This is a genomic window from Streptomyces sp. NBC_01142, assembly GCF_026341125.1.
Taxonomy (GTDB): Bacteria; Actinomycetota; Actinomycetes; order Streptomycetales; family Streptomycetaceae; genus Streptomyces.
Map to the genome: position 1 here is coordinate 3,344,643 of NZ_JAPEOR010000001.1, position 20,309 is coordinate 3,364,951.

Consider the following 20,309-nt stretch of genomic DNA (forward strand, 5'->3'; position numbering starts at 1 on the left):
CAGACAGTAGGGAACGCCGAGATGAACCCGATACGGGGAAAACCCTTGTCACCCCGTGCGGGCTCCCTGGCCGGCCTCCGTGGTGCGGGAGGCGGGGGGAGGCATGAGAGGTGTGGCGGGCCCGGAAGCTGACGGTCCGTCGGTCCTTTTGTGGCGATACCGCCGGACTTACGGCCCTGTCACTGTGCGGCCGGACCGCGGAGGAGAAGCGGAAGCCGTGGAGCCCCCCGGACGGATCTGCTCACCGACCGGATTGCTGCCGTCTCTCGTCCGGACGGCTCCCCGCTCGCCGGTATCCGAAATACGGAACAGGCTCGTCGATATCCGGTAGAAGCAGGGCTGGTCCCCGCGCCGAAGCCGCCCTGCATCGTTCCGTCGGCGAGCTTCGCCAAGGGACCGCCCGCTCGGTGCCTCGCCCTTGCCCGCACCGGCTCTCACCGGAGTGCGCGGACCTCGCAGGCTGTCGCGGCGACCGGGACCGCCCGGTGCGGCTTCGCCGCACGTACCGGCGTGCACCAAGCGGGGTGGTGGCACCGCCGGCCGCGGGTGACGCCCCCGGGCCGGTGCCCACGGTCAGGGGTTACGAGCGCTGCCGCCGGCGTCCGCGGGCGGCCGGGGCGCGTGCAGGGACAACGGCGGCACCTTGCCCTGCAGGGCGAGCCGGTGGCGTACGGCCATGACAACGACGGACACCAGCAGGATCACGGCTCCGCCCACCCGCAGGATCGTGTCGTAGACCTCTTCGGGCGGCCGCTCAGGGGTCATCGCCGTGATCGTGGTCGCCGCCGCGGCGAGGGCGATGGCCCCCAGCGTGACCAGGAAGGTCAGCAGGACGCCGGACGCCTCGCCCGCTCTGGCGGTCGGTACGACCTGCTGGGTGGCGACGCTGGAGAAGGTCCAGCCCAGCCCCAGGCCGAGCCCGCACCAGGCGAACACGGGTACGTAGAGCCACCACGCGGTCACATGACTGAGCGTGATCATCCCCGTCCCGGCGATCGCTCCGGCGAGGGCCATCACCGCTGTGGGGCGCATCCGCGGTGCCAGCCGGGCCCCCAACGGCCCGGCGAGGGCCACGAGCACTGCGGGAGCCAGGAACACAATGCCCGCCATCAGCGGGGACAGGCCGCGCACGCCCTGAAGGTAGAGCGTCGCCACGAAGACGGTGACGCAGTAGCCCATGTTGGCGACGGAGCCCATGCCGGTCACCAGGACGTAGGGGACGTTGCGGAACAGGCGCAGGTCGACCAGCGGATGCCGGGCGAGGCGTTCCCTCAGCAGGAAGAGCCCGCCCGTCAGCACCGACGTCCCGAGGAGGGTGAGGGTGCGGACGCTGTCCCAGCCCCAGGCGCTGCCGCGTTCCACGGCTGTGGTGAGGGCCGCCAGCGTGCACACGATGGTGAAGCAGCCGATCAGGTCGAGCTGGCGGGGCGCCGAGGTGTCCCGGGAGTCGGGGACGTAGCGGACCGCGATGAGGAGTGCCACCGCGCTGAGCGGTGCGAGCAGCCAGAAGATCCAGCGCCATCCCGGTCCTTCGGTGAACCCGCCGCCCACGAACGGGCCCAGTGCGGTGCCAATGTTCGCGATACCGAACGCAGCGCCCAGCGCGCGGGCCCGGCTCGCTTCGGGGAAGGCGTTGCTGATCACGGCGACGGACACCGGGAAGACGAAGCCGGCGCCGATCCCCTGCACGATCCGGGCGGCCACCAGCAGCGCCAGCCCGGGGGCGAGCGCACACCCCACGGAACCGGCCGCGAACAGGGCGATGCCGACGAGCAGAGTGCCCCGGCGCCCGAAGACGTCCCCCAGCCTGCCGCCCACGATGAAGAAGCAGCCGATGGCGAGCATGTACGCGGAGAGGGTCCACTGGGCGGCCGAGGGCGTGACACCGAGCTCGTCCGCGATACCGGGGATGGCCAGGTTCAGGGCGAAGAAATCGACCTGAATACAGAACAGCGCGACCGCGACCGCGATGAAGGCCCCCGTCCGCGCGGCCGATGGGGACTCTGCGCGCATGGGCACGTTCCTCTCGGGCGAGGCTGTCGCAACGTCGGGACTGGGTCGGGCGTGCCCTTCACCCAATTGTCTGCTCGCCCTCACCGCTCCGCAGCCGGGCCGGTCCGGGTACCACATGGCCTCGTCCGGAAACGCTTGCCGCACGACCGCGGCGGCCGTCCGCGGGCCGCACACGCGCACATGCTGCTGCGCGGATCGGCGCATCGCGCTTGTGCCTGTCCCGGTGAGGGCGGATTCTGGAGGCAATGAACCGGGCCGGTGGCGCTATGAGCGCATGGAACGCGGCGCAGAGTGCCGATTTCCGTGGTCCGCTCGACATCACCCGGGCTGCCACGGCGGTTCTCGACGCCCAGGACACGGTCGTCGGATGGAGCCGCGCGGCCGAGGTTCTCCTCGGTTACCCGCAGCACGAGATCATCGGAAAGCCCCTGGACACGTTCCTGTCGCCCCGGCAGGCGTCCGGGCTCACCCCGGCGCAGGAGTCTGCACCGGCCTTGGGCACCCGGTTGAGCGGCAGTGAGATCCGTGTCGCCCGGCACCGGGACGGCCGCGAGCTGCTGGTCGCCACGGCAGTGTGTCCCCTGCTCGACAGCGGCGCCGCGGCCCGCGTCCTTGTTGCGGCCGAGCTGGAGAGTCTGCGGCTGTGGGAATCCCGGTTGGCCATGCTTCACGGACTGGCCACCCAGTCACCCGTCGGTCTGGCCATCTACGACACCGACCTGCGCCTGACGTGGTGCAACGCCGCGTACGAACAGGAGATCGGGCTACCGTTCGCCGAGTTCCGCGGTATGCGGGCCGACGAGCTGTACTCCGAGGGCAGGTTTCTGACCGAGGGCTATCCGCGCACTCTCGATGCGGTCATGCACCACGTGCTCGACACCGGTGAGCCGATCCTCGACCTGCACTTCCTCGGTGAGCCGCCCAGCGACCCCGGAACGGACCATCTCTGGTCATGTTCCTACTACCGACTCCAGGACGCTGCCGGGCATGTGTTCGGAGTGTGCGAGGACGCATTCGACATTACCGATCGCTACGAGGTCCAGCGGCGGCTTGCCCTGCTCGTCGAGGCCGGCCGCGGAATCGGCACAACCCTGGACGTGATCGTCACTGCCGAGGACCTCGCCGAGGTGGCGGTCCCCGATTTCGCCGCCACCGTGACGGTCGACCTCGCGAAAGAGGTCCTGGAAGGCGAGGTGCTGAGCGGCGCCGGCAGCCCGGCAGTGACGAGTCTCGTACGAGTCGCCTTCCGATCGGCCCGGGCGGCGAACGGCCAGGGCGGCCGGGGGAAGCCGCCTCAGCCTTCCCCTGTCGACCACCCGCCGGGTTCGCCCCAGGACCGCAGTCTCGCCTCGGGCGGGCTCGTGCTCGAAGACGACACCCTGGTCGTGCCGTTGCGGGCCGGGGGCAGCATGCTGGGACTCGTCACGTTCCTCCGCGACGGTCCGTCGGCCACCTTCGACAACGGCGAGGTCGCACTCGCCGACGAGCTCGCGACCCGTACGGCAGTGAGCATCGACAACGCCCGGCGCTTCACCCGTGAACGCACGGCCTCGCTCGCCCTGCAGCGCCAACTGCTGCCGCAACACCTGCCGCAGCAATCGGCTGTCGACGTGGCCCATCGCTACCTGCCCACGGACGACCTGACGGGTGTCGGCGGTGACTGGTTCGACGTCATCCCGCTCTCCGGAACCCGGGTCGGACTCGTGGTCGGGGATGTGGTCGGCCACGGCCTGCAGGCGGCGGCCACCATGGGACGGCTGCGCACGACCGTACGCGCGCTCGCCCAGATGGACTTGTCGCCCGATGAGTTGCTCACGCGACTCGACGATCTGGTGAGCCAGTCGGCGGAGGAGCAGACGGACCCCCTCGGCGGGCCTGCCGATCCTTACGAGGATGACGCCACCGGTGCGACCTGCCTCTACGCGGTCTACGATCCGGTCTCGCGACGATGCACCATGGCCCGGGCGGGGCACCTGCCACCGGCGGTCGTGGACTCCGAGGGCGCCCTGTCCTACCCGAACCTCCCGGCCGGCCCGCCACTGGGGCTCGGCGGCCTGCCGTTCGAGTCCTTGGAGATCGAGCTGCCGGTGGGCAGCCTGATGGCCCTCTTCACCGACGGCCTGGTCGAAGCCCGCGACCGCGACATCGATCTGGGGATCGACATCCTGGGGCGGGTGCTCAGCGACCCTCGCGGGTCCCTGGAGGAGCTGTGCGACCGCGCTCTGTCGGAACTCCTGCCGGACGGCACGACAGCCGACGACACGGCCCTGCTACTCGTCCGTACCCGCGAACTCGACGCCGGGCACGTCGCCGAATGGGAGCTGCCTGCCGAACCGGTCGCGGTGGGCCATGCACGGGATCTCGCTACCGGACAACTGCACAAATGGGGCCTGGAGGAGCTGTCGTTCTCGACCGAGCTCGTGGTGAGCGAGCTGGTCACCAACGCGGTCAGGCATGCTGAGGGGCCGCTGCGACTGCGCCTCATCCGTGATCGCACACTCCTGTGCGAGGTCGCGGACACCGGTCACACCTCACCACATCTCCGCCACAGTGCGGAGGACGACGAAGGCGGGCGCGGACTGTTCATCGTCGCGCAGCTCGTGCACCGATGGGGAACGCGCTACACCCCGTCCGGGAAGACCATCTGGACGGAACAGGCCTTTCCTTCGGCGGGACGCCCGGCCTGACCACGACCACGCCTGACCACACCGGGCCGCGCCGGCCACCACCTGCCGCTGTGCGTCCTTGAGATGAGCTTCTGCCTCGGCGGCCCCGACCGGGGACTGCCCGGATGCCGACGAGCCGTTTGGCCGACGGATTCCAGGTAACTCGCTTTGATGAGGGCCTCTGTCGAGACGAGTACGAGTCGTACACCGCATCGAACACACCGAGTAGTGAACCAGGAAGGCAGCCATGTCCACAGTCCTGATCGTCGTCGCTCTGGTAGCGGTGCTTGCGATCGTCGCCGCCGCGGTGTTCGTCCTCGGGCCGGGCAGGGGAGGCGGGCGGAGGGGCCTCAAGCGCCGGTTCGGCCCCGAGTACGAGCAGACCCTCGCCCGCCACGACGGCGACACCAAGGCCGCGGAACGCGAACTGAACGAACGCGTCAAGCGCCACGGCGGTCTGAAGCCGAAGCCGCTGGCCAATGAGACGCGTGAGCAGTACGTCGCCCTGTGGGCCGGCCTCCAGGAGCGCTTCGTCGACTCCCCGGACCAGTCGGTCGCCGCGGCGGACCAGTTGCTGGGCAAGCTGGCGGGGGAGCGCGGCTTCCCCGAGGCCACGGAGTACGAGGACCAGCTCGCCGCGCTCTCCGTCCATCACCCGGAACGGGTCGGCGGCTACCGCCGGCTGCACCGCGCGGCGCGCGGGGAGGCGAGCACGGAAGAACTGCGTGAGGCGATGGTGGACGCCCGTGCGCTCTTCACCGTCCTGGTCACCGCACACCCCGTGGACACCCGCAGCCGGCCTGCGCGTCCGGCCGGGCACGGAGGGCGCAGGCACCAGCTCAACCCGAAGGGGAGTGGGGCGTGATGACGTACGAAGCAGAGCGTGCTGGGTCACCCGAGCGCGTCGAGCGCCCCGAGCATCCTGGCAGTCCCGAGCTCGGTGGGTCGCACGGCCGGAACACGGCGAGGCAGCTCATCCCGCAGGAGGAGCGCGACAAGCTGACCCTCCGACTGCAGCAGTCCCTCGGCGGCTTCGTCGACGGCCCGCGGCATGCGGTCCAGGAAGCGGCCGCGGTACTGGACGACACCGCCGACCGCATCACGGCCGCCCTCACCGAACGGCGCCAGTCCCTCCGCGCCGGCTGGCACGGAGACGGAGACGGAGACGCGGCGGAAACGGAGGAACTGAGGGTCGCCCTGCGCGCATACCGCGAGGTGACGGAACGGCTGCTGCGTTGGTAGACCGTGGTCGTACGACACGGATCGGACCAGGAGGCGGCGGGCTTGGGACGGCTCGCCGCCTCCGCCTGCCCGCCTCCCCATCTCCGAGGGCTTCGGCGGTTGTGTACCGGACCCCCAGCGAGCGCGGTGAGGCGCGGCGGTCAGTCCCGATTCCGCAGCCTGGCGAGCGCGGCGCGGCCCCGAGGCGAGAGCCGGTAGCCGATTTCGAGGCTCTCCGTCAGGCCGAGTTCCTTCAGCTTGCGTACGTCGGACTTGAACGCCAGGCGCTCCCGCCCGGTGCGGACCGCGAGGTCCGCGGCCCTGGTGCCCGGGTGCGCTGCGATCAGGGCCAGTACCTGCAGAGTCCACGGGCCGTGGCGGGACGCTGCGTCGAGTCGGGCCAGCCGCCCCCGCAGCTCGTCGATCGCCGCCTCGTCCAGAGTGTCGTCGCGGCGCAGGCTCTCGCGCGGATCGTCGCCTGCCCGCCGCAACCCGATGCGGTACGTGCTGCCCTCACGCTCCCTCAGCTCGGCGAGCAGATCATCGAGCGATGTGTACCCCGCGCGGCGGGCTTCCTGTGCGGAGATGCGGTCCATCTCGATCTGGTCGAGGGACACCACCTCCAGGACCCCGATGGCCGTGCGTATCTGTGAACCGGCCCGCACGCGAGGGTTCCGCCAGGTGCGGAAGGCCAGATTGATGCGGCCCTCCGCGATCCCGTCCAGCACCGTGCGCTTGAACAGCACGACGACCTCCTCCAGGCGGTGCGTCCGGCGCATACTGCCTCATGCCGTTCCGGGGCATCGGCCTCAACGGGGCGGTTCCCCGCCATTCACACCAAGGGATCAGTGGCACCCGACGGCCCAGCAGCCTGGGGACGGGCGCTGGGGCGAGCGCAATGCTCACCCATGCGTCAAGAGCCGGTACAGCAGGAACGGCCGCTGGTGTTGCCGTCGGAGCGTACGACACCCAGCGGTGGGCGCAGTTCGGCGCTGACGAGGCCGCCGCTTCCGTGAGCAGGGCCTCGCAGTCGGAAACGGGAGGCCCGGCCCTACCGTTCGCCGCGGTTGTCGAGCAGGCGCTCGACACGGTCGAATCGTTCGTGCAGTGCCCGCACTTCGGCGCTGAACACCTCCTCGCCCTGCCGGGTGTACTGGCGAACCTCCGCACCCAGATGGTGGGCTTCGTGCTCCGCCTTGCCGACGAACCAGGCGGCGATGGCCGCGGTGATCATGCCGAAGGTCGTGATCCCGGCCAGCATCACCACCGAGGCGATGACACGGCCCCAGGCGCTCACGGGGTACAGGTCCCCGTACCCGACCGTCGTCGCGGTCTCGACGGACCACCAGACGGCCTTGGGGAAGGAGGTGATGTTGGCCCCGGGGGCGTTCTCCTCGGCGGGAACGACCAGTGCCGAACCCGCCACCAGGATGGCGGCGGTGGCCAGCGACACCCACAGAGCGGCCCGGACATGAAATGTCCGCCACCACCGGTTGCCCAGCAGACGACCGAGAAGGAGTGCGAAAAACGACTGCTGCACGGGCAGAACCCCCCGGGCTACGGGCAAGAGCGTGAGGGCGAGGCTACCGTCGTGCAGAGGGTGTCAGCGGCCTGACACACGCCGGTCCTGGTCCGAGAACGAAATCTGCCGTGCGCCGCCGGAGCGACGAACAAGCGGCCGGAGCCGGTGAACACGGATGGCTTGTGATCTCCGATGTGGGGACAGCGCGACGCCGAAGGGGACGTCGGTGTCGTACGGCACTCAGGCCGGTCCGTCATTCCGACTGAGCAGCGCGCCGATTAATCACATGCGCCGCCCGGCAGGCTGCGCCCACACTGGCGTCCCGGATCACATCCACCCGAAGGAACTCCACGCGTGCAGGCCTCCGTCACCGTCACTCCCGCCCGGATACCCGAGCTCCTCCTTGGTCTCGCCACCGTCCGGCCGGTGTTTCTCTGGGGCGCTCCCGGGATCGGGAAGTCCTCCCTGGTACGGAAGTTCGCCGAATCGCTCGGGCTTGAGTGCGTGAGTCTGCTCGGCACCCAGCTCGCCCCCGAAGACCTGATCGGCGTACCGCAGATCAGGGACGGGCGGTCGGTGTTCTGCCCGCCCGAGGCGATCGCCCGCGACGAGCCGTACTGCCTCTTCCTCGACGAGCTCAACGCCGCGACGCCCGATGTGCAGAAGGCGTTCTACTCGCTGATCCTCGACCGCCGGATCGGGAACTACGAGCTGCCCGCCGGCAGCATCGTCATCGGCGCCGGCAACCGTGCCACCGACAACGCGCTCGCACGGCCCATCGCCTCCGCACTCGTCAACCGGCTCACCCACGTTCATCTCACCGCGTCCCCCGCCGACTGGATGGTGTGGGCCGGGGAGAACGGCATCCATCCCTGGGTGACCGACTATCTGACCGACCGGCCCGACCACCTCTGGTCGGCGCCGCCCAAGTCGGAGGAGCCGTTCTCCACCCCGCGCTCGTGGCACATGCTCTCCGACGCGCTGCACTCCTTCGGGCCGGCGCTCGACGAGGACACCCTCAAGGTGATCACTCACGGCACGCTGACGCCCGCGCACGCCGTCTCCTTCTGCGGCTACGCAAAGATCGTCCGTCACACCTTCGGCATCGAGGCGATCCTCAAGGGCGACGCGTCCTGGCCGCAGCGGATCGAGGACCGTGACCTGCTCTTCTACCTCGCCGAAGCCTTCCGCGGCCGGCTCGTCAAGGAGCTGCCCGCGAACAGGGAACACGTCTCGCCCTCCGTGCGGCAGATCGCCTACCGAGCCAAGTCGCTGCTCGTCCAGCTCGCCGAGATCTCCGTCGAGGTCGCCCAGACCGTCATCGCCGACGACTCCGACGGACAGCCCGTACTGCCCGCCTGGTTCCTCATCGAAGCCGCGCGGGACATGCCGAGGCTCGTCGAGGCACGCCGGTGAGCCGCACCCGCAAGCAGACGGGAGAGCGGCCTGACCCGGCGGCCGAGGCATTCGCGGCCGGGGTCGCCCTGGTGAAGCGCAATCCCGCACTGGCCGCGCTGGAGACCAAGTTCTGCCGGGAAAAGGGCTGTGAGCGAGCACCCCGCAACGGCCTCGCCACCGTCGACTCCAACGGCTGTGTGCATGTTCATCCGAGCCGGCGGGCCGAGCCGGCCGAGTGGGCCTGGGCACTGGCCCACTGCCTGCTCCACCTCGGCTTCGGTCACGTCCGGGCGGCCAAGGGGGAGCGGCAGCAGCCGGACCGCTACGACCTGACCGCACGCTGCGTCGTCGTCAACCGCTTCATGCTCACCCTCCCTGTCGGCCGCGCCCCCGACGAACTCCCCGACTCCTATCCCGGCGGTGACGAGGAGCAGCTCGCAGCCCGGTGGCGGCGTGACGGCATCCCTGCCGGACACGAACACTGCGGTACGGGCGGCACCGCCCCCGACCAGCTGCTCCTTCCGCACACCAGCTGGATGGCCCAGCCCCCCGACTGGCAACTGGCCTTCGCCCACGCCCTGACCCGCACGGTGTCCGCGGCCATGGACGTCGCGGGCGGGCGACGGGACAGTCTCACCGGTGAGCGGACCCCGCAGCAGCCCTGGGACCGGGCGCTGAGCTGGTTCGTCTCCTCGTATCCGCTGCTCGGCGGGATCGCGGCGGGTATGACGCTGGTCGCGGACGCCGAACTCGCCCGCGCCCACGGCATATCGGTCGCCGCCGTCAACGCACATGCGGGCGAGATCTACATCAACCCGCTGAGGCAGTTTGCCGACGACGAGTGGCGGTTCATCCTCGGCCACGAGATGCTGCACGCCGCCCTGCGGCACGGCGAGCGCTGCGGCGCCCGCGACCCGTTGCTGTTCAATGTGGCCGCCGACTATGTCGTCAACGGATGGCTGCACGCGATGGGCGTCGGCTCGATGCCCGAAGGGCTGCTGTACGACGCGGAGCTGAAGGATCTCTCGGTCGAGGAGGTCTACGACCGGATCGCCACCGATCTGCGTCGGCTGCGACGACTGGCGACGCTGCGGGGCAAGGGCATGGGGGACATCCTCGGCGAGCCCCTCGCACACGGTCGCGGCCCGGGGACGTACGTCGACCTCGACGAGTTCTACCGGCGCGGGCTGCTCCAGGGACACGACCTGCACATGGCCGGGGTGCGCGGGCTGCTGCCGGCCGGGCTGATCGAGGAGATCCGGGCGCTGGCCCATCCGCCCGTGCCGTGGGACGCGCGGCTGGCGCGCTGGTTCGACGAGTTCGTACCGCGCCCGCAGCCGGTGCGCAGCTTCGCCCGCCCCGCACGCCGGCAGGCGGCCACCCCCGCCATTCCCCGGGCGGGCCGGTACTTCCCGCCGCAGGAGATCGCCCGTTGCACGTTCGGGGTGGTACTCGACACCTCCGGCTCGATGGACCCCGCGCTACTGGGCAAGGCACTGGGCGCCATTGCCTCGTACGCGGAGGCCCGGGACGTGCCGGCTGCCCGTGTGGTGTTCTGCGACGCGGCGCCGTACGACGCGGGCTATCTCCCGCCGACGGAGATCGCCGGGCGGGTCCGGGTGCGCGGGCGCGGCGGCACCGTGCTGCAGCCGGGGATCGACCTGCTCCAGCGGGCAGACGACTTCCCGGCCGCCGCGCCCGTACTCGTGATCACCGACGGTGGGTGCGACGTCCTACGGGTCCGGCGTGACCACGCCTTCCTGATCCCCCGGGGTGCCGCCCTGCCGTTCACCGCCCGGGGCCCGGTCTTCCGGGTCCAGTGAGTCGCGGTCCGTCGGACGGACAGGCGACAGAAGTCCGGGACCTGCCCGAGGCCGGAGGATCGAGCCGGCAGGCTCTAGCGTCCGCGCCGCCGTGCCTGCCCGTTCGTCCTCCTCTGTGCCTGCTGCTCGGTTCCCTGCCGGGCCGCCTTCCGTATCTTCGCTGTCTTCCCTTTGGGGTTTCCCGGCTTCCGCTTCACCAGCGCCTCGGGGAGACCCGCCGTCAGCCAGGTGAGGAACGCGTCTGCGGACTCCCTCTCGGTACGCGACAGTTCGAAGCCCCGCTCCGTCACTTCTGCGAGGAGTTCCCCGAAGTCACGGGCCACCTCAGGGAGTTCCGCCCAGGTGCCCCGCCCGGTTCCCGCGAGTACCTCCAGCAGTACGCTCTCCAGGAGGATGCCCCCGTGAGCGCGATGGACCTCCCTCCGTAGCGCCTCCACCGCCAGTGGCACGGTCCGGACCAGCGCCACCCGCTGGCTGACGAGACGGCGCAGCTCGTCGGCCTCCAGTGTCCCGACCGGCCGGCGCCTCAGGGCATGTACGGATATGCCGAGGGGGCTGTACTCCGGGGGCTCCGGCCAGAAATCACCGGTGAGCTCTTCGAGGGAGCGGCTGCGGTCGACAACTCGGTTCATCCGCGGAGGCTTTCACGGACCGGCCCGGCAGAACACCGCAGTCCGAGGATCCCCGCTGGCCGGAGCGGCTGCGGGACCGGCGGCGACGTTGCCGGACGAGAGAGGGTCAGGTCTCGGTGGGGACGCAGAGGACGGGGATGGTGGAGAGGTGCAGGAGTTTGTGGGGGGTGGAGCCGAGGAGGGCGCCGCGCATGGGGCTTTCGCCCCAGCTGCCGACCACGATGACGCGTGCCCGATGACGTTCGGCGGCGCCGAGCAGGGCCTGGGCCGGCTTTTCGTCGACGATCTCGACGGCCGACGGGACACCGGCCGCGTCGGCCGACTCCACTGCATGGGCGAGGGCGGTGCGACCGGTCTGGCGGATGGCCTCGTGGTGGATCCGGTACTCCTCTCCGAGGCCGCCGGGGGCTGCGGCGCCGTAGACCAGGACGAGGGGTTCACCGAAGGCTGCCGCGACCTCGATCGCCACCCGCAGGGCACGTGCCGCGCCGGGCGACTCGTCGTATCCCAGGACGATGGACATCTCATGACTCCTTGCGGTGGACGAGCTCCGGGTCGGCCACGCCGCGGCGCTCCGTCCAGAAGGCACCGGACCTCAGGCGCCAGAAGCACATGATGATCACGCCGACGAGGACGATCCCGATGCCGATGACCAGAGGCGGACCGAGGCCGAACCAGGAGACGCCGCTGTACGAGTTCTCGGGGTCGGCCATATCGGTGACCGATTCGACCAGCAGCCAGGCCAGCAGCGCGGAGCCGATCAGTGGACCGACGCCGATGAGGAGGAAGTTGTGCACGCTTTCGGTCAGATGGCGGCGGTAGTAGATCACGCAGGCCAGGCCGGTGAGCGCGTAGTAGAAGGCGATGAGCAACGAGAGTGCGGTGAGCGAGTCGAACAGGGCGTTCTCGCTGATCTGATTGACGACGAGATACCACACGATGGCGATGCCGGCCACCCACCAGGTGCTCACATCGGGCGTACGGAATCGCGGGTGGATGTGCGCGAACGGATGCGGCAGCGCCTTGCGGCGGGCCATGGACAGCGCGGTACGGGAGGCCGGGATGATCGTGGTCTGGGTCGAGGCCAGCGCGGAAGTACAGACCGCGAGGAGCACCACCCAGTCCCAGCTGCCCATCACTTCCCGGGCGAGCACGGCGAAGATCGCTTCCTCTTCTGCGGCGTTCTCGGCGAGGAAGGCGGCCCCGGCGTAACCCACGACCGCGAAGCCGACCGACAGATACGTCACCAGCAGCACAACGGTCGACCAGATGCCGGCTTTGCCGGGCGCGGTGGCGGAGTCCCTGACCTCCTCGGTGAGGTTCACTGCGGACTCCCAGCCCCAGTAGATGAACACACCGAGCAGCAGTCCGCCGGTCAGGGCCGCGCCGCCGGCGCCGAAGGGGTTGAGCCAGGCGAAGGATGGTTCGATGGGGTCCAGCGAGCTCGTGCCTGCGTAGACGCGGTAGATGGCCACCACGGCGAACACCAGCAGGAAGAGGATCTGGGCGAGGATGAGGATGTTCTGGACGTGGGCCGACATCTCGGTGCCGATGACGCACACCGCGGTCATGACCAGGATCAGGACAACGGCAAGCGTCTGTCGTACCACTTCGTTCTCGGCCAAGCTGTCGAGACCGACGGCGAGCAGGCCGAAGCGCACGGCGACGTCCGCCAGCGAGCCGATCACCAGGACGCCGGTCATGGTGATGGCCCAGCCGCCGAGCCAGCCGGACCAGGGACCCATCGCCCGGGTCACCCAGGAGAAGGTCGTCCCGCAGTCCTGGTCCACCTTGTTGAGGTAGTAGAAGGCCGAGGCGATCAGCAGCATCGGGACGAAGGAGGCCAGCATCACGCCCGGCGCGTAGATGCCCACCAGGGCCACGATCGGGCCGATGACGGCGGCCAGCGAGTATGCGGGTGAGGTCGCGTTGAGACCGATGACCAGCGCGTCGAGGAAGCCGATCGCATTGGCCTTCAGCTCAGTGGGCGGGCTGGTGCCCGCTGCATCGTCGGCCATGATCCCTCGCTTCGTCGGCGCGCGGGTGCATACGCATATTCGCCCGGCCCGGCCCCCGGCGCACGGCGGGCACCGCCATGTGCAGGACGGCAGCTCCGCCGCACAGGTTGATGGACGACGCCGGCCATGGGCAAGCCGTGCCGGGAAGCAGTTGAGCGCCGTGAACCACCGGCAACCGCATGCCCGGCGTTGCTGTCCCAAGGGATCGGTTGCTGTCCCAAAGGGATCGGAGCAGGAGCCGTGGCACTGGGAGGGAAGGGCGCGCGTCGCATGGTCGTGGATGGTGATCACCGGCCAACCGCACGGCAGTGACTGGTTCGACAGGCCGGCAGTCCCGATCCTGCCCGCTGACGTCGCGAACCGCATCCGTGTCGCGCCGGCCGAAGGATGGAGCCCCGCGCACGGCGGACCCGCCCTTCGGGCTGACCCGTCCGAGGGCTTCACGCCCTCCGCCTGAACGGCTCGTCGGCCCAGGGCAGTGCGCCGGAGACGACGCTCGGGGGCGCGGTGTCACTCGTGACGGTGATCTTGGCCTTTACCGCTGTCGGGCGGTGGAGGTGCTGCGGGAAGCTGAGCGGATGTGCCACCAGATCCGGATCATGCCTTTCACCGTCGTCGCCCTCGCCCTCCTGGGCGTGAGCGGCTGTGTGTCCGTGCCTCCCGCTGCGAAACCGGTGACGCCGGGTCTCGCGCCGGCAGAGGGCCGGTCGCCCTCCCCGATCGCATCATGGCGGCCGGTGCAGCCTTCGCCACGGGAGGAGCTCGCGACGACGGGCCCGAAGCAGGTGGAGAGCAGGCCTCCTGCGGGCAAGGACCGTACGGACGACCGTCCGGTGCCGGGCCGGGCTCTGCCGGATCCGCCGGCCCGTCAGACTCCGCCTCCGCAGCGGAACGCACAGCGCCCCCGGATGGAGCGGCCGCGCCCTGTGGTGCGCCCTGTGCATCCTGCGCTTCCTCGGCAGACGTACGACATGCACAGTCTGTGCGATGCCTCCGACGGGTTCAACAATCCCTCTCTGACTGCCATGTGCCGTGACTCGTACGGTCGTTGACTTCAACCGGCCAGGGAACGGCGGAGTACTGCGCTGATCGCCGTGGTACGGTGCGAAACCGGCTCAGAGCGGGCGATGGTGGCCGGGGCGCGCTCGGCGCGCGGCCGAGGGCCGCACGGCGACGGTCGCGCCCTGGCGGCATACGGCCGGCCGGGAGAGCGGGTTGATCATCGTGGCGACGGCGCTCTGCGGGAGCGTCGGCGTCACGATGCCCACGCTGCCCGCCAGGTCGTCCGAGTGAACGGCACGTTCTTTCATCCGGGTGATCAGCATGTCGTCGGGCGTCAACGGCCGCGGCCGCCACAGCGCGATGCGTACCGGCCGGTCTGCCACTGACGCCAGGCCGGCGTCTCGGTTACCGGGTGTCCCCGCACTCTCCTCGTGTGCCCCGCCGTCGCGCCCCCGGCCGCCGGGGCCGCTGTCACGTCCCTTCGGGCGCCGGGGATACCGGCTCCCACGGCGGGAATCCGGCGCCGGGCCGCGCTTCGGGGCCCGCCGCGGACCCGACGCAGCGATCGTCACTTGCGGAGCGGCCGAGTACCGCTGCGCCCAGCCTCCACTCAAGAGCCCGGAACGACTCACCCATGCAATCTGTGCATGCATGAGACGTCAGGCGCTTGAAATCGATAGTATTCGTGTATGTCGATGTCGTTGAGAGAGACCCTGCAGCTGACCGTGGCGGCGTTGATGCATGCCACGGGCGACTCGCAGAGCGAGCTGGCCGGCGCACTCGGCCTGACGCAGACACAGGTGTCGCGTCGTCAGGCAGGGCGCACCGCATGGACGTTGGACGACTGCGACAGGCTGGCCGCACACTTCGGGCTGCCCGTGCTGGACGTGCTGGCCGGGCCGACCCGTGCCTGCGAGCTGCTGTCTGCCGCCCGGCGGCGCACCGTGCACGTCACACGCGGAGCGGCACGGGCTGCGCGGGGCAGCGACCTGTCCGCGCAATCGGACTCCGGCCTGCTGCTGAACAGGCCTTCGTTCTCGCACGAGGAGGTCGGACGATGACCGACTTCGGGTCCATCGACGCGTTGCTGGCTTCGGCCCGGCAAGAGGTTCAGCTTCCGCCTGTCGAGGAGCGGCGCTCTCTGCGGGAGGGACTGAATCTGTCGCGCGCCCAGGTCGCCGGCGTGCTGGGAGTGAGTCCCTCGACGGTGGGTGGCTGGGAAGCGGGCCGTGATCCCAGCGGTGAAGTCCGCGAGAAGTACGCCTATTTCCTGCAGGGTGCACAGGCAAAGCTCCATGCTCAGAACAACGAGGAAGCTACCGCGGCCGCCGACGCGCACCTGCCGGAACAGGCGCCGACCGAACAGGTGCCGATCGAGCAGGCGCCGATCGAGCAGGCGCCGACGGAAGAGGCGCCGACGGAACAGGGCACGGCCGACGCCGGCCGTACGGGCGTGGAGCCGGACGACGTCGACACCCTCTCGTCCCCGCAGCCCTGCGTGCTGTGCGGGCAGCCCGCACACCACGAGGTGGCCGGATTCCCGCAGCACCTGGACATGGCCGGCTGCGCCGCCGCCGGCACGCAAGCGCCCGCCTCCGCGGTGAATCCGCCGGCCGCCGGGGCGTCCCGGCCCGCCGCACTGCCCCGGCCCGCGCCGACAGCGTCGAGCGGCGAACGGTCGGCGCCACGCCGCGGTGCCCCGCCGGTGAAGGTGGTGCCTGTGGGGCGCCGGGTGCAGACGGCGTCGGACATGCCGGATCTGATCGGCCGGGCGGTTGCCGAGGCATTCGCCAAGCAGGGCGGTGACATCGAGGCCGTGACCGCGGCGTTGATCAAGCGTGCGATCCCGGATGCGATGATCCTGCTGGACGAGACCCGCAAGGGGGCGCGCTACGACATCATCGGCCACCCGTGGATCCCGGACATCCTGCGCAAGAAGACCGCCAAGGGTGCCGACGAGATCTGGGAGGCCCGCCCCAAGTGGACCCGGCCCGAACTCCCGCCGGGACGGCACGAGATCACCGCGCTCGACATCAACGGCGCCTACCTGTCCGCGTTGAAGACGCATCTGCCGATCGGGCAGCTGGAACACTCCGCCGGCCCCGGACATGACCGGCGCCGGGCCGGCGTCCACCTCATCACCCCGCCCGCCTGGGAGCACGAGGACGTACTCCCGAATCCGACCGGCAACCGGGACGAGCCCGGCCCGCTGTGGGTCACCGAACCCACGCTCCGCCTCCTGCTACGCCTGGCCGGCCCCCGGTACGGACTGTGCGAAGCGCCCGTCATCCATGAGTCCTACACCTCCGGCGCCACCGAGAACCTGCTGGAGAAATTCCGTAACACGCTCAAGGACGCCCGCAACAAGGCCATCACCGAGGACGACGAGGTGACTTTGGAGTACGTGAAGGCCATGTACTCCAAGTTCGTGTCCACGATGGGGGAGTCGAACTACAACCGGGAGCTGTACCGTCCGGACTGGATGCACCTCATCCGCTCCCAGGCCTTCGCCAATCTCTGGATGAAGGCCTACAAGGCCCACGATGAAGGCCTCATCGTCGTACGGGCCATGGGCACCGACGAACTCCATGTCATCGGCGACTGGCAGAGTGTCTTCCCCGAGGGCCGCGGTGTTACGGAGGTCAAGGTCAAGGACACGTACACCGCCGGCACCGGTATCGACCCGGCAGCCGCCGGGGACAGCGACGAGGCGGGGGAGGAGTAGCACGTGCCTGAGCGCAACATCGAGTTCGGGAAGTACGGTGCCCGCGGCATCAAGGGCCACGAGGCCGTTGCCCATCAGCTCGACGCCCTCGCCGGTTACATCGCCACGCCCATCACCCAGCGGCGCGGCCTGATGGCCCGCCTCCACTACCTGACGAAGACCGAGCACGCCCGTAGGGCTGCGCGCGAGGCCGGACTCACCGTCACCGACCGCACCTTCAAGGCCTGGCTGGGAGGCAGGCGCAGCCCTTCCCGCAAGAACCTCGAGCGCATCGACACCGCCTATCGAGCCGTGCGACGGCAGAACGTGGCCCGCTACCTGCTCGTCCGCCTCAATGCCCGCGGCGGCACCCGCGTCGAGCTGCACCCGCTCAACCAGTCCCAGGTCGCCCGCCCCCACCAGCGGGTGCTGGAATTCCGTACGCTCAATGTCCGCCGCTGGGACCGCATCGTCGAGGCGTGGGTCGCCGATGACGACCGGGCCCTGGACGACGCCTGGATCGATCAGATCGTCGACCTCGGCTCCCAGTGGGGACAGTACGAGTACGTGTCGAACCTCGGTTTCGCCGCCTGACGGAGCTTGTGCCGACCGTTGGGCAGACCGCTGCCGCGCCGGTCTGGGGGCAGGGGGATCCGGCGTGCCTCAGGGCGGTGGGTGCGGCCGCCGTGCGGGGGCGGGCAGGGAGTGCAGTCACCCCCGCCGACCCTTGCGAACGTGTCGGTGACGCGGGCCGGCATCCCGCGGCCCGGCCGGCCGGTCGCGCGGTGGAGGACGGTGGTGCCGCCCGGCCCGCAGGCCGGTTCAGCCGGGGGGCGATTCTGCGGACGGGCGCTCCGCCTGCTCGGCCGCGGCCTGTGCCGTGCGGCGCGCCGTTTTGGCCGCACGGTCGGCTGCCCGGGCCCGGTCGTGCGCCTCGCGGGCCCTGCTTCGGGCGGCCTGACGCTGCTCCTGGGCCTGCTTCAGCTCCCTGGCCAGCGTGGATGCTCGTTCCTCGGCCTCCCGCAGCAGTTCCTCGGCCTGCTCGTGCTCCGCCTCCGTCTGCTCCCGCTCCTCCTCCAGGGCGCGCGCCTTTTCCTCGGCGGCTTCCGCGTCCTTCCTGGCTCGGTCGAGCTTTCTGAGCTGCTCCTGTTTCCGGCGTGGCTCCTCGGCTCTGCGCCCTGCGGATGCGTCGGCCTCATCGGCGCCTGCGCGGCCGGAGCGGGTGCCCCGCCGGGCGGGCGCCGATGGGCCGGGTGACGGCCTGTGCAGCACGGTGGCCTGCAACGCTTCGGTGAATCCGACCGGTGCGCCAAGCGGCTTGGCGAGGTGTCCCGCTGCCCATTCCCGGGCTGCCCGAGGGTCGGCCAGCACCGCGTGCAGGGTGGATTCGACTTCGTGCTGAGCCTCGTCGCTGACCGGCTGGCCGGCGGCCTCCGCCAGCTGCCGGGCCTCGCGGGCCAGCGCCCCGACCAGAGCGTGCTGCCGACTGCTGAGGTCACGCAGCTGTTCACCGTCGAGTTCCTGGTGCGCCCGGCGCAGGCCTTCACCGAGGCTGATCAGCGGCTGGACCTTTTCCGGCCGGCGGCGTACGAGGAGGTTGCTGGCCCAGGCCGACAGCGTGGGGCGGCGCAGCTCCTTGATCTGCGCGGCAAGTTCGCTGTCTCCCGCTTTGCGCGCCGCCGTCGCGCGCTCGTTGCGGGCGGCGGTGAAGTCCTGGGGCCGCAGCTCGTACAGCTCGTCGGTAACGCTCTCGAGGTCCACAGTCCTCCCGAGTCCTCCTGCGGGCGCGCTCCCCGCTACCGATCTTCCCACTGCGGAGTTGTTTGTGCCGTCCGGCGGTGCGTACTCCCCGCACGGAGCCGGCGGGGGCGCCTTCGCCGGCAGATCCCGGGGAGCGGTGTTGCGCCATTCGTGTTGTGATCGATGGCGGAGGAAACCACCATGCCCTGAAAGGACGGGAGGGATCATGACTGAGAAGCTGCGAGCCCGAGACATCATGTCCAGTGGGGTGCAGTGCGTCGGTGCGCACCAGTCGCTGTTCGATGCGGCGAAGATGATGCGCGATCTGAACGTCGGCTGCCTGCCCATCTGTGGTGACAACAACAAGCTCACGGGCTTGATCACCGACCGTGACATCGTCATCAATTGCTGCGCCGAAGGAGTCGACCCTGCGACGGTGCAGGCCGGATCCATGAATGCCAAGGTGCACTGGATCGATGCCGACGCCGATGCCGCCGAGGTCCTGACCACCATGGAGGAAAATCAGATCAGGCGGCTGCCGGTGATCGACGTCAAGAGCGGCCACCGACTGGTCGGAATGATCACGGAAGCCAATCTCGCCAAGAACCTCAGCGACGATCAGATCGCCGAGTTCGTGAGCCGCGTGTACGCGACAGCCCCGATGTCCGATCGGTCCGACGCCTGAGCGCGCCTCTTCGCCCCTTGGCCGGGGTCCGCCCCCGCTTCGCGCTGCCGGCCGTCGCTCGCGAGGCTGCCCGTCACCGGCGGGTTCAGCCTCGAGGAGCGGAAGACCGGTGGTCGGAGCGGGGCCGCGCCCGCAGCGGCCCCGGCGGGCCTGCAGCAGACCCGCCGGTCGTACGTCCCGCCGTGGATCCGGCCCTCACGGCCGGCAGCAACGGAGCCGGCACACCCGCTGGGTCACGCTATTCGTTGAGCCACGCATCAATAGGCTGAGAACACATTGTCTATGGATCCGTAGCGGTGAGCGGCGTAATTGCATGCGGCTACGATGTTTGCGATGGGGTCGTAGATGTCCCACGAGGTGCCGTCGACATGGTACTGACTGAATGTCGGATCGATCACCTGCATCAACCCCTTTGAAGGGATCCCTGCCCGCGCGTTCGAGTCCCAGAGGTTGATCGCTTCTGGATCGCCACTCGATTCCCGCATGAGGGTTCGGTGGATGCCGTCGTAGCTTCCGGGGATGCCTTTGGCCTTCATGACGATCAGGGAATGGTTGATCCAGCCGTCAAGGCGCCCTGCTTTGGCCGGCGCTGCCGCAGCCGTGGTGGGGAGGACTGCCGAGGTCACGACGAGCGCTGCAACAGCGCCGGCGAGACCGCCTGCGAAGCGTCTGCCCATCTTGGTCAGTCGGGGCTTCAGTGTTGCGGAGAGGTGCACGGCGATCTCTTTCTCAGGTGAACCCGTGGGCAATCCTGGGGGCGATCGACATTCGCGTATGGAATGAGGAATCGCCATTCGGAATTGCCAGCATCGGAGAAAGGGGGACGTGCAACAACCCCTTTTTGCTGTGATTGGCACCACAGGGGTTTTAGAATGCATATGTCCC

19 protein-coding genes are annotated in these 20,309 nt (G+C 69.9%); 9 read left to right on the plus strand and 10 right to left on the minus strand.

Annotated features, from left to right (window positions below; genetic code table 11):
• Positions 1–573: 573 nt before the first annotated feature.
• Positions 574–2,013 carry an MFS transporter gene (locus tag OG883_RS14920; RefSeq protein ID WP_266540224.1) on the minus strand — a complete coding sequence of 480 codons (1,440 nt, stop codon included), beginning with the start codon at positions 2,011–2,013 and terminating at the stop codon, positions 574–576.
• Between the two features lie 266 nt (positions 2,014–2,279).
• Here OG883_RS14920 and OG883_RS14925 point away from each other — a divergent pair, with 266 nt between their 5' ends.
• The 3 genes from OG883_RS14925 (at position 2,280) to OG883_RS14935 (ending at position 5,921) form a co-directional block, all read left to right on the plus strand.
• The gene (locus tag OG883_RS14925) at positions 2,280–4,700 is read left to right on the plus strand and encodes a SpoIIE family protein phosphatase (RefSeq protein ID WP_266540226.1); all 2,421 of its coding nucleotides are present in this window, start codon (positions 2,280–2,282) and stop codon (positions 4,698–4,700) included.
• Positions 4,701–4,926: 226 nt separating this feature from the next.
• Complete coding sequence (locus tag OG883_RS14930; RefSeq protein WP_266540228.1) at positions 4,927–5,544, plus strand: hypothetical protein; 618 nt, start codon at positions 4,927–4,929, stop codon at positions 5,542–5,544.
• Positions 5,544–5,921 carry a hypothetical protein gene (locus OG883_RS14935; protein ID WP_266540230.1) on the plus strand — a complete coding sequence of 126 codons (378 nt, stop codon included), beginning with the start codon at positions 5,544–5,546 and terminating at the stop codon, positions 5,919–5,921. The genes OG883_RS14930 and OG883_RS14935 overlap by 1 nt, the downstream gene beginning before the upstream one ends.
• Positions 5,922–6,061: 140 nt before the next feature.
• On the opposite strand, the gene OG883_RS14940 is transcribed toward OG883_RS14935, so the two are convergent.
• Together OG883_RS14940 and OG883_RS14945 are read right to left on the minus strand one after the other, a co-directional pair.
• Positions 6,062–6,679, minus strand: a complete 618-nt coding sequence (locus tag OG883_RS14940) for a hypothetical protein (protein WP_266540232.1) — start codon at positions 6,677–6,679, stop codon at positions 6,062–6,064.
• A gap of 272 nt (positions 6,680–6,951) precedes the next feature.
• Positions 6,952–7,440 (minus strand): potassium channel family protein, encoded by a 489-nt coding sequence (locus OG883_RS14945; RefSeq protein ID WP_266540234.1) that lies wholly within the window; start codon positions 7,438–7,440, stop codon positions 6,952–6,954.
• 336 nt (positions 7,441–7,776) lie between these two features.
• Between OG883_RS14945 and OG883_RS14950 the strand changes: the two genes are divergently transcribed.
• Together OG883_RS14950 and OG883_RS14955 are read left to right on the plus strand one after the other, a co-directional pair.
• Positions 7,777–8,838, plus strand: coding sequence for an ATP-binding protein (locus tag OG883_RS14950; protein WP_266540236.1), 1,062 nt, complete (start codon positions 7,777–7,779; stop codon positions 8,836–8,838).
• The gene (locus tag OG883_RS14955) at positions 8,835–10,643 is read left to right on the plus strand and encodes a hypothetical protein (protein ID WP_266540238.1); all 1,809 of its coding nucleotides are present in this window, start codon (positions 8,835–8,837) and stop codon (positions 10,641–10,643) included. Before OG883_RS14950 ends, OG883_RS14955 begins: the two co-directional genes overlap by 4 nt.
• 74 nt (positions 10,644–10,717) lie before the next feature.
• Here the strand turns inward: OG883_RS14955 and OG883_RS14960 are convergent, their stop codons facing one another.
• The 5 genes from OG883_RS14960 to OG883_RS14980 form a co-directional block, all read right to left on the minus strand.
• Positions 10,718–11,275, minus strand: a complete 558-nt coding sequence (locus OG883_RS14960; RefSeq protein WP_266540240.1) for a contact-dependent growth inhibition system immunity protein — start codon at positions 11,273–11,275, stop codon at positions 10,718–10,720.
• 106 nt (positions 11,276–11,381) lie between these two features.
• The gene (locus OG883_RS14965) at positions 11,382–11,798 is read right to left on the minus strand and encodes a universal stress protein (protein WP_266540242.1); all 417 of its coding nucleotides are present in this window, start codon (positions 11,796–11,798) and stop codon (positions 11,382–11,384) included.
• Position 11,799: 1 nt separating this feature from the next.
• The gene (locus OG883_RS14970) at positions 11,800–13,293 is read right to left on the minus strand and encodes an APC family permease (protein WP_266540244.1); all 1,494 of its coding nucleotides are present in this window, start codon (positions 13,291–13,293) and stop codon (positions 11,800–11,802) included.
• A gap of 440 nt (positions 13,294–13,733) precedes the next feature.
• The gene (locus OG883_RS14975) at positions 13,734–13,880 is read right to left on the minus strand and encodes a hypothetical protein (protein WP_266540246.1); all 147 of its coding nucleotides are present in this window, start codon (positions 13,878–13,880) and stop codon (positions 13,734–13,736) included.
• A 528-nt stretch (positions 13,881–14,408) separates the two neighbouring features.
• Positions 14,409–14,678, minus strand: coding sequence for a hypothetical protein (locus OG883_RS14980; RefSeq protein WP_266540248.1), 270 nt, complete (start codon positions 14,676–14,678; stop codon positions 14,409–14,411).
• Between the two features lie 306 nt (positions 14,679–14,984).
• Here OG883_RS14980 and OG883_RS14985 point away from each other — a divergent pair, with 306 nt between their 5' ends.
• The 3 genes from OG883_RS14985 to OG883_RS14995 are packed head-to-tail and all read left to right on the plus strand — an operon-like array spanning position 14,985 to position 17,593.
• Complete coding sequence (locus tag OG883_RS14985) at positions 14,985–15,356, plus strand: helix-turn-helix transcriptional regulator (RefSeq protein WP_266540250.1); 372 nt, start codon at positions 14,985–14,987, stop codon at positions 15,354–15,356.
• Complete coding sequence (locus OG883_RS14990) at positions 15,353–17,020, plus strand: DNA-binding transcriptional regulator (RefSeq protein ID WP_266540252.1); 1,668 nt, start codon at positions 15,353–15,355, stop codon at positions 17,018–17,020. The genes OG883_RS14985 and OG883_RS14990 overlap by 4 nt, the downstream gene beginning before the upstream one ends.
• 3 nt (positions 17,021–17,023) lie before the next feature.
• Positions 17,024–17,593 carry a transcriptional regulator gene (locus OG883_RS14995; RefSeq protein ID WP_266540254.1) on the plus strand — a complete coding sequence of 190 codons (570 nt, stop codon included), beginning with the start codon at positions 17,024–17,026 and terminating at the stop codon, positions 17,591–17,593.
• 228 nt (positions 17,594–17,821) lie between these two features.
• Here the strand turns inward: OG883_RS14995 and OG883_RS15000 are convergent, their stop codons facing one another.
• On the minus strand, positions 17,822–18,760 hold the full coding sequence (locus tag OG883_RS15000) for a hypothetical protein (RefSeq protein ID WP_266540256.1): 939 nt from the start codon (positions 18,758–18,760) through the stop codon (positions 17,822–17,824).
• Positions 18,761–18,965: 205 nt separating this feature from the next.
• Between OG883_RS15000 and OG883_RS15005 the strand changes: the two genes are divergently transcribed.
• On the plus strand, positions 18,966–19,424 hold the full coding sequence (locus OG883_RS15005) for a CBS domain-containing protein (protein WP_266540258.1): 459 nt from the start codon (positions 18,966–18,968) through the stop codon (positions 19,422–19,424).
• Positions 19,425–19,681: 257 nt separating this feature from the next.
• Here the strand turns inward: OG883_RS15005 and OG883_RS15010 are convergent, their stop codons facing one another.
• Positions 19,682–20,101, minus strand: a complete 420-nt coding sequence (locus tag OG883_RS15010) for a transglycosylase SLT domain-containing protein (protein WP_266541554.1) — start codon at positions 20,099–20,101, stop codon at positions 19,682–19,684.
• Positions 20,102–20,309: the final 208 nt, after the last annotated feature.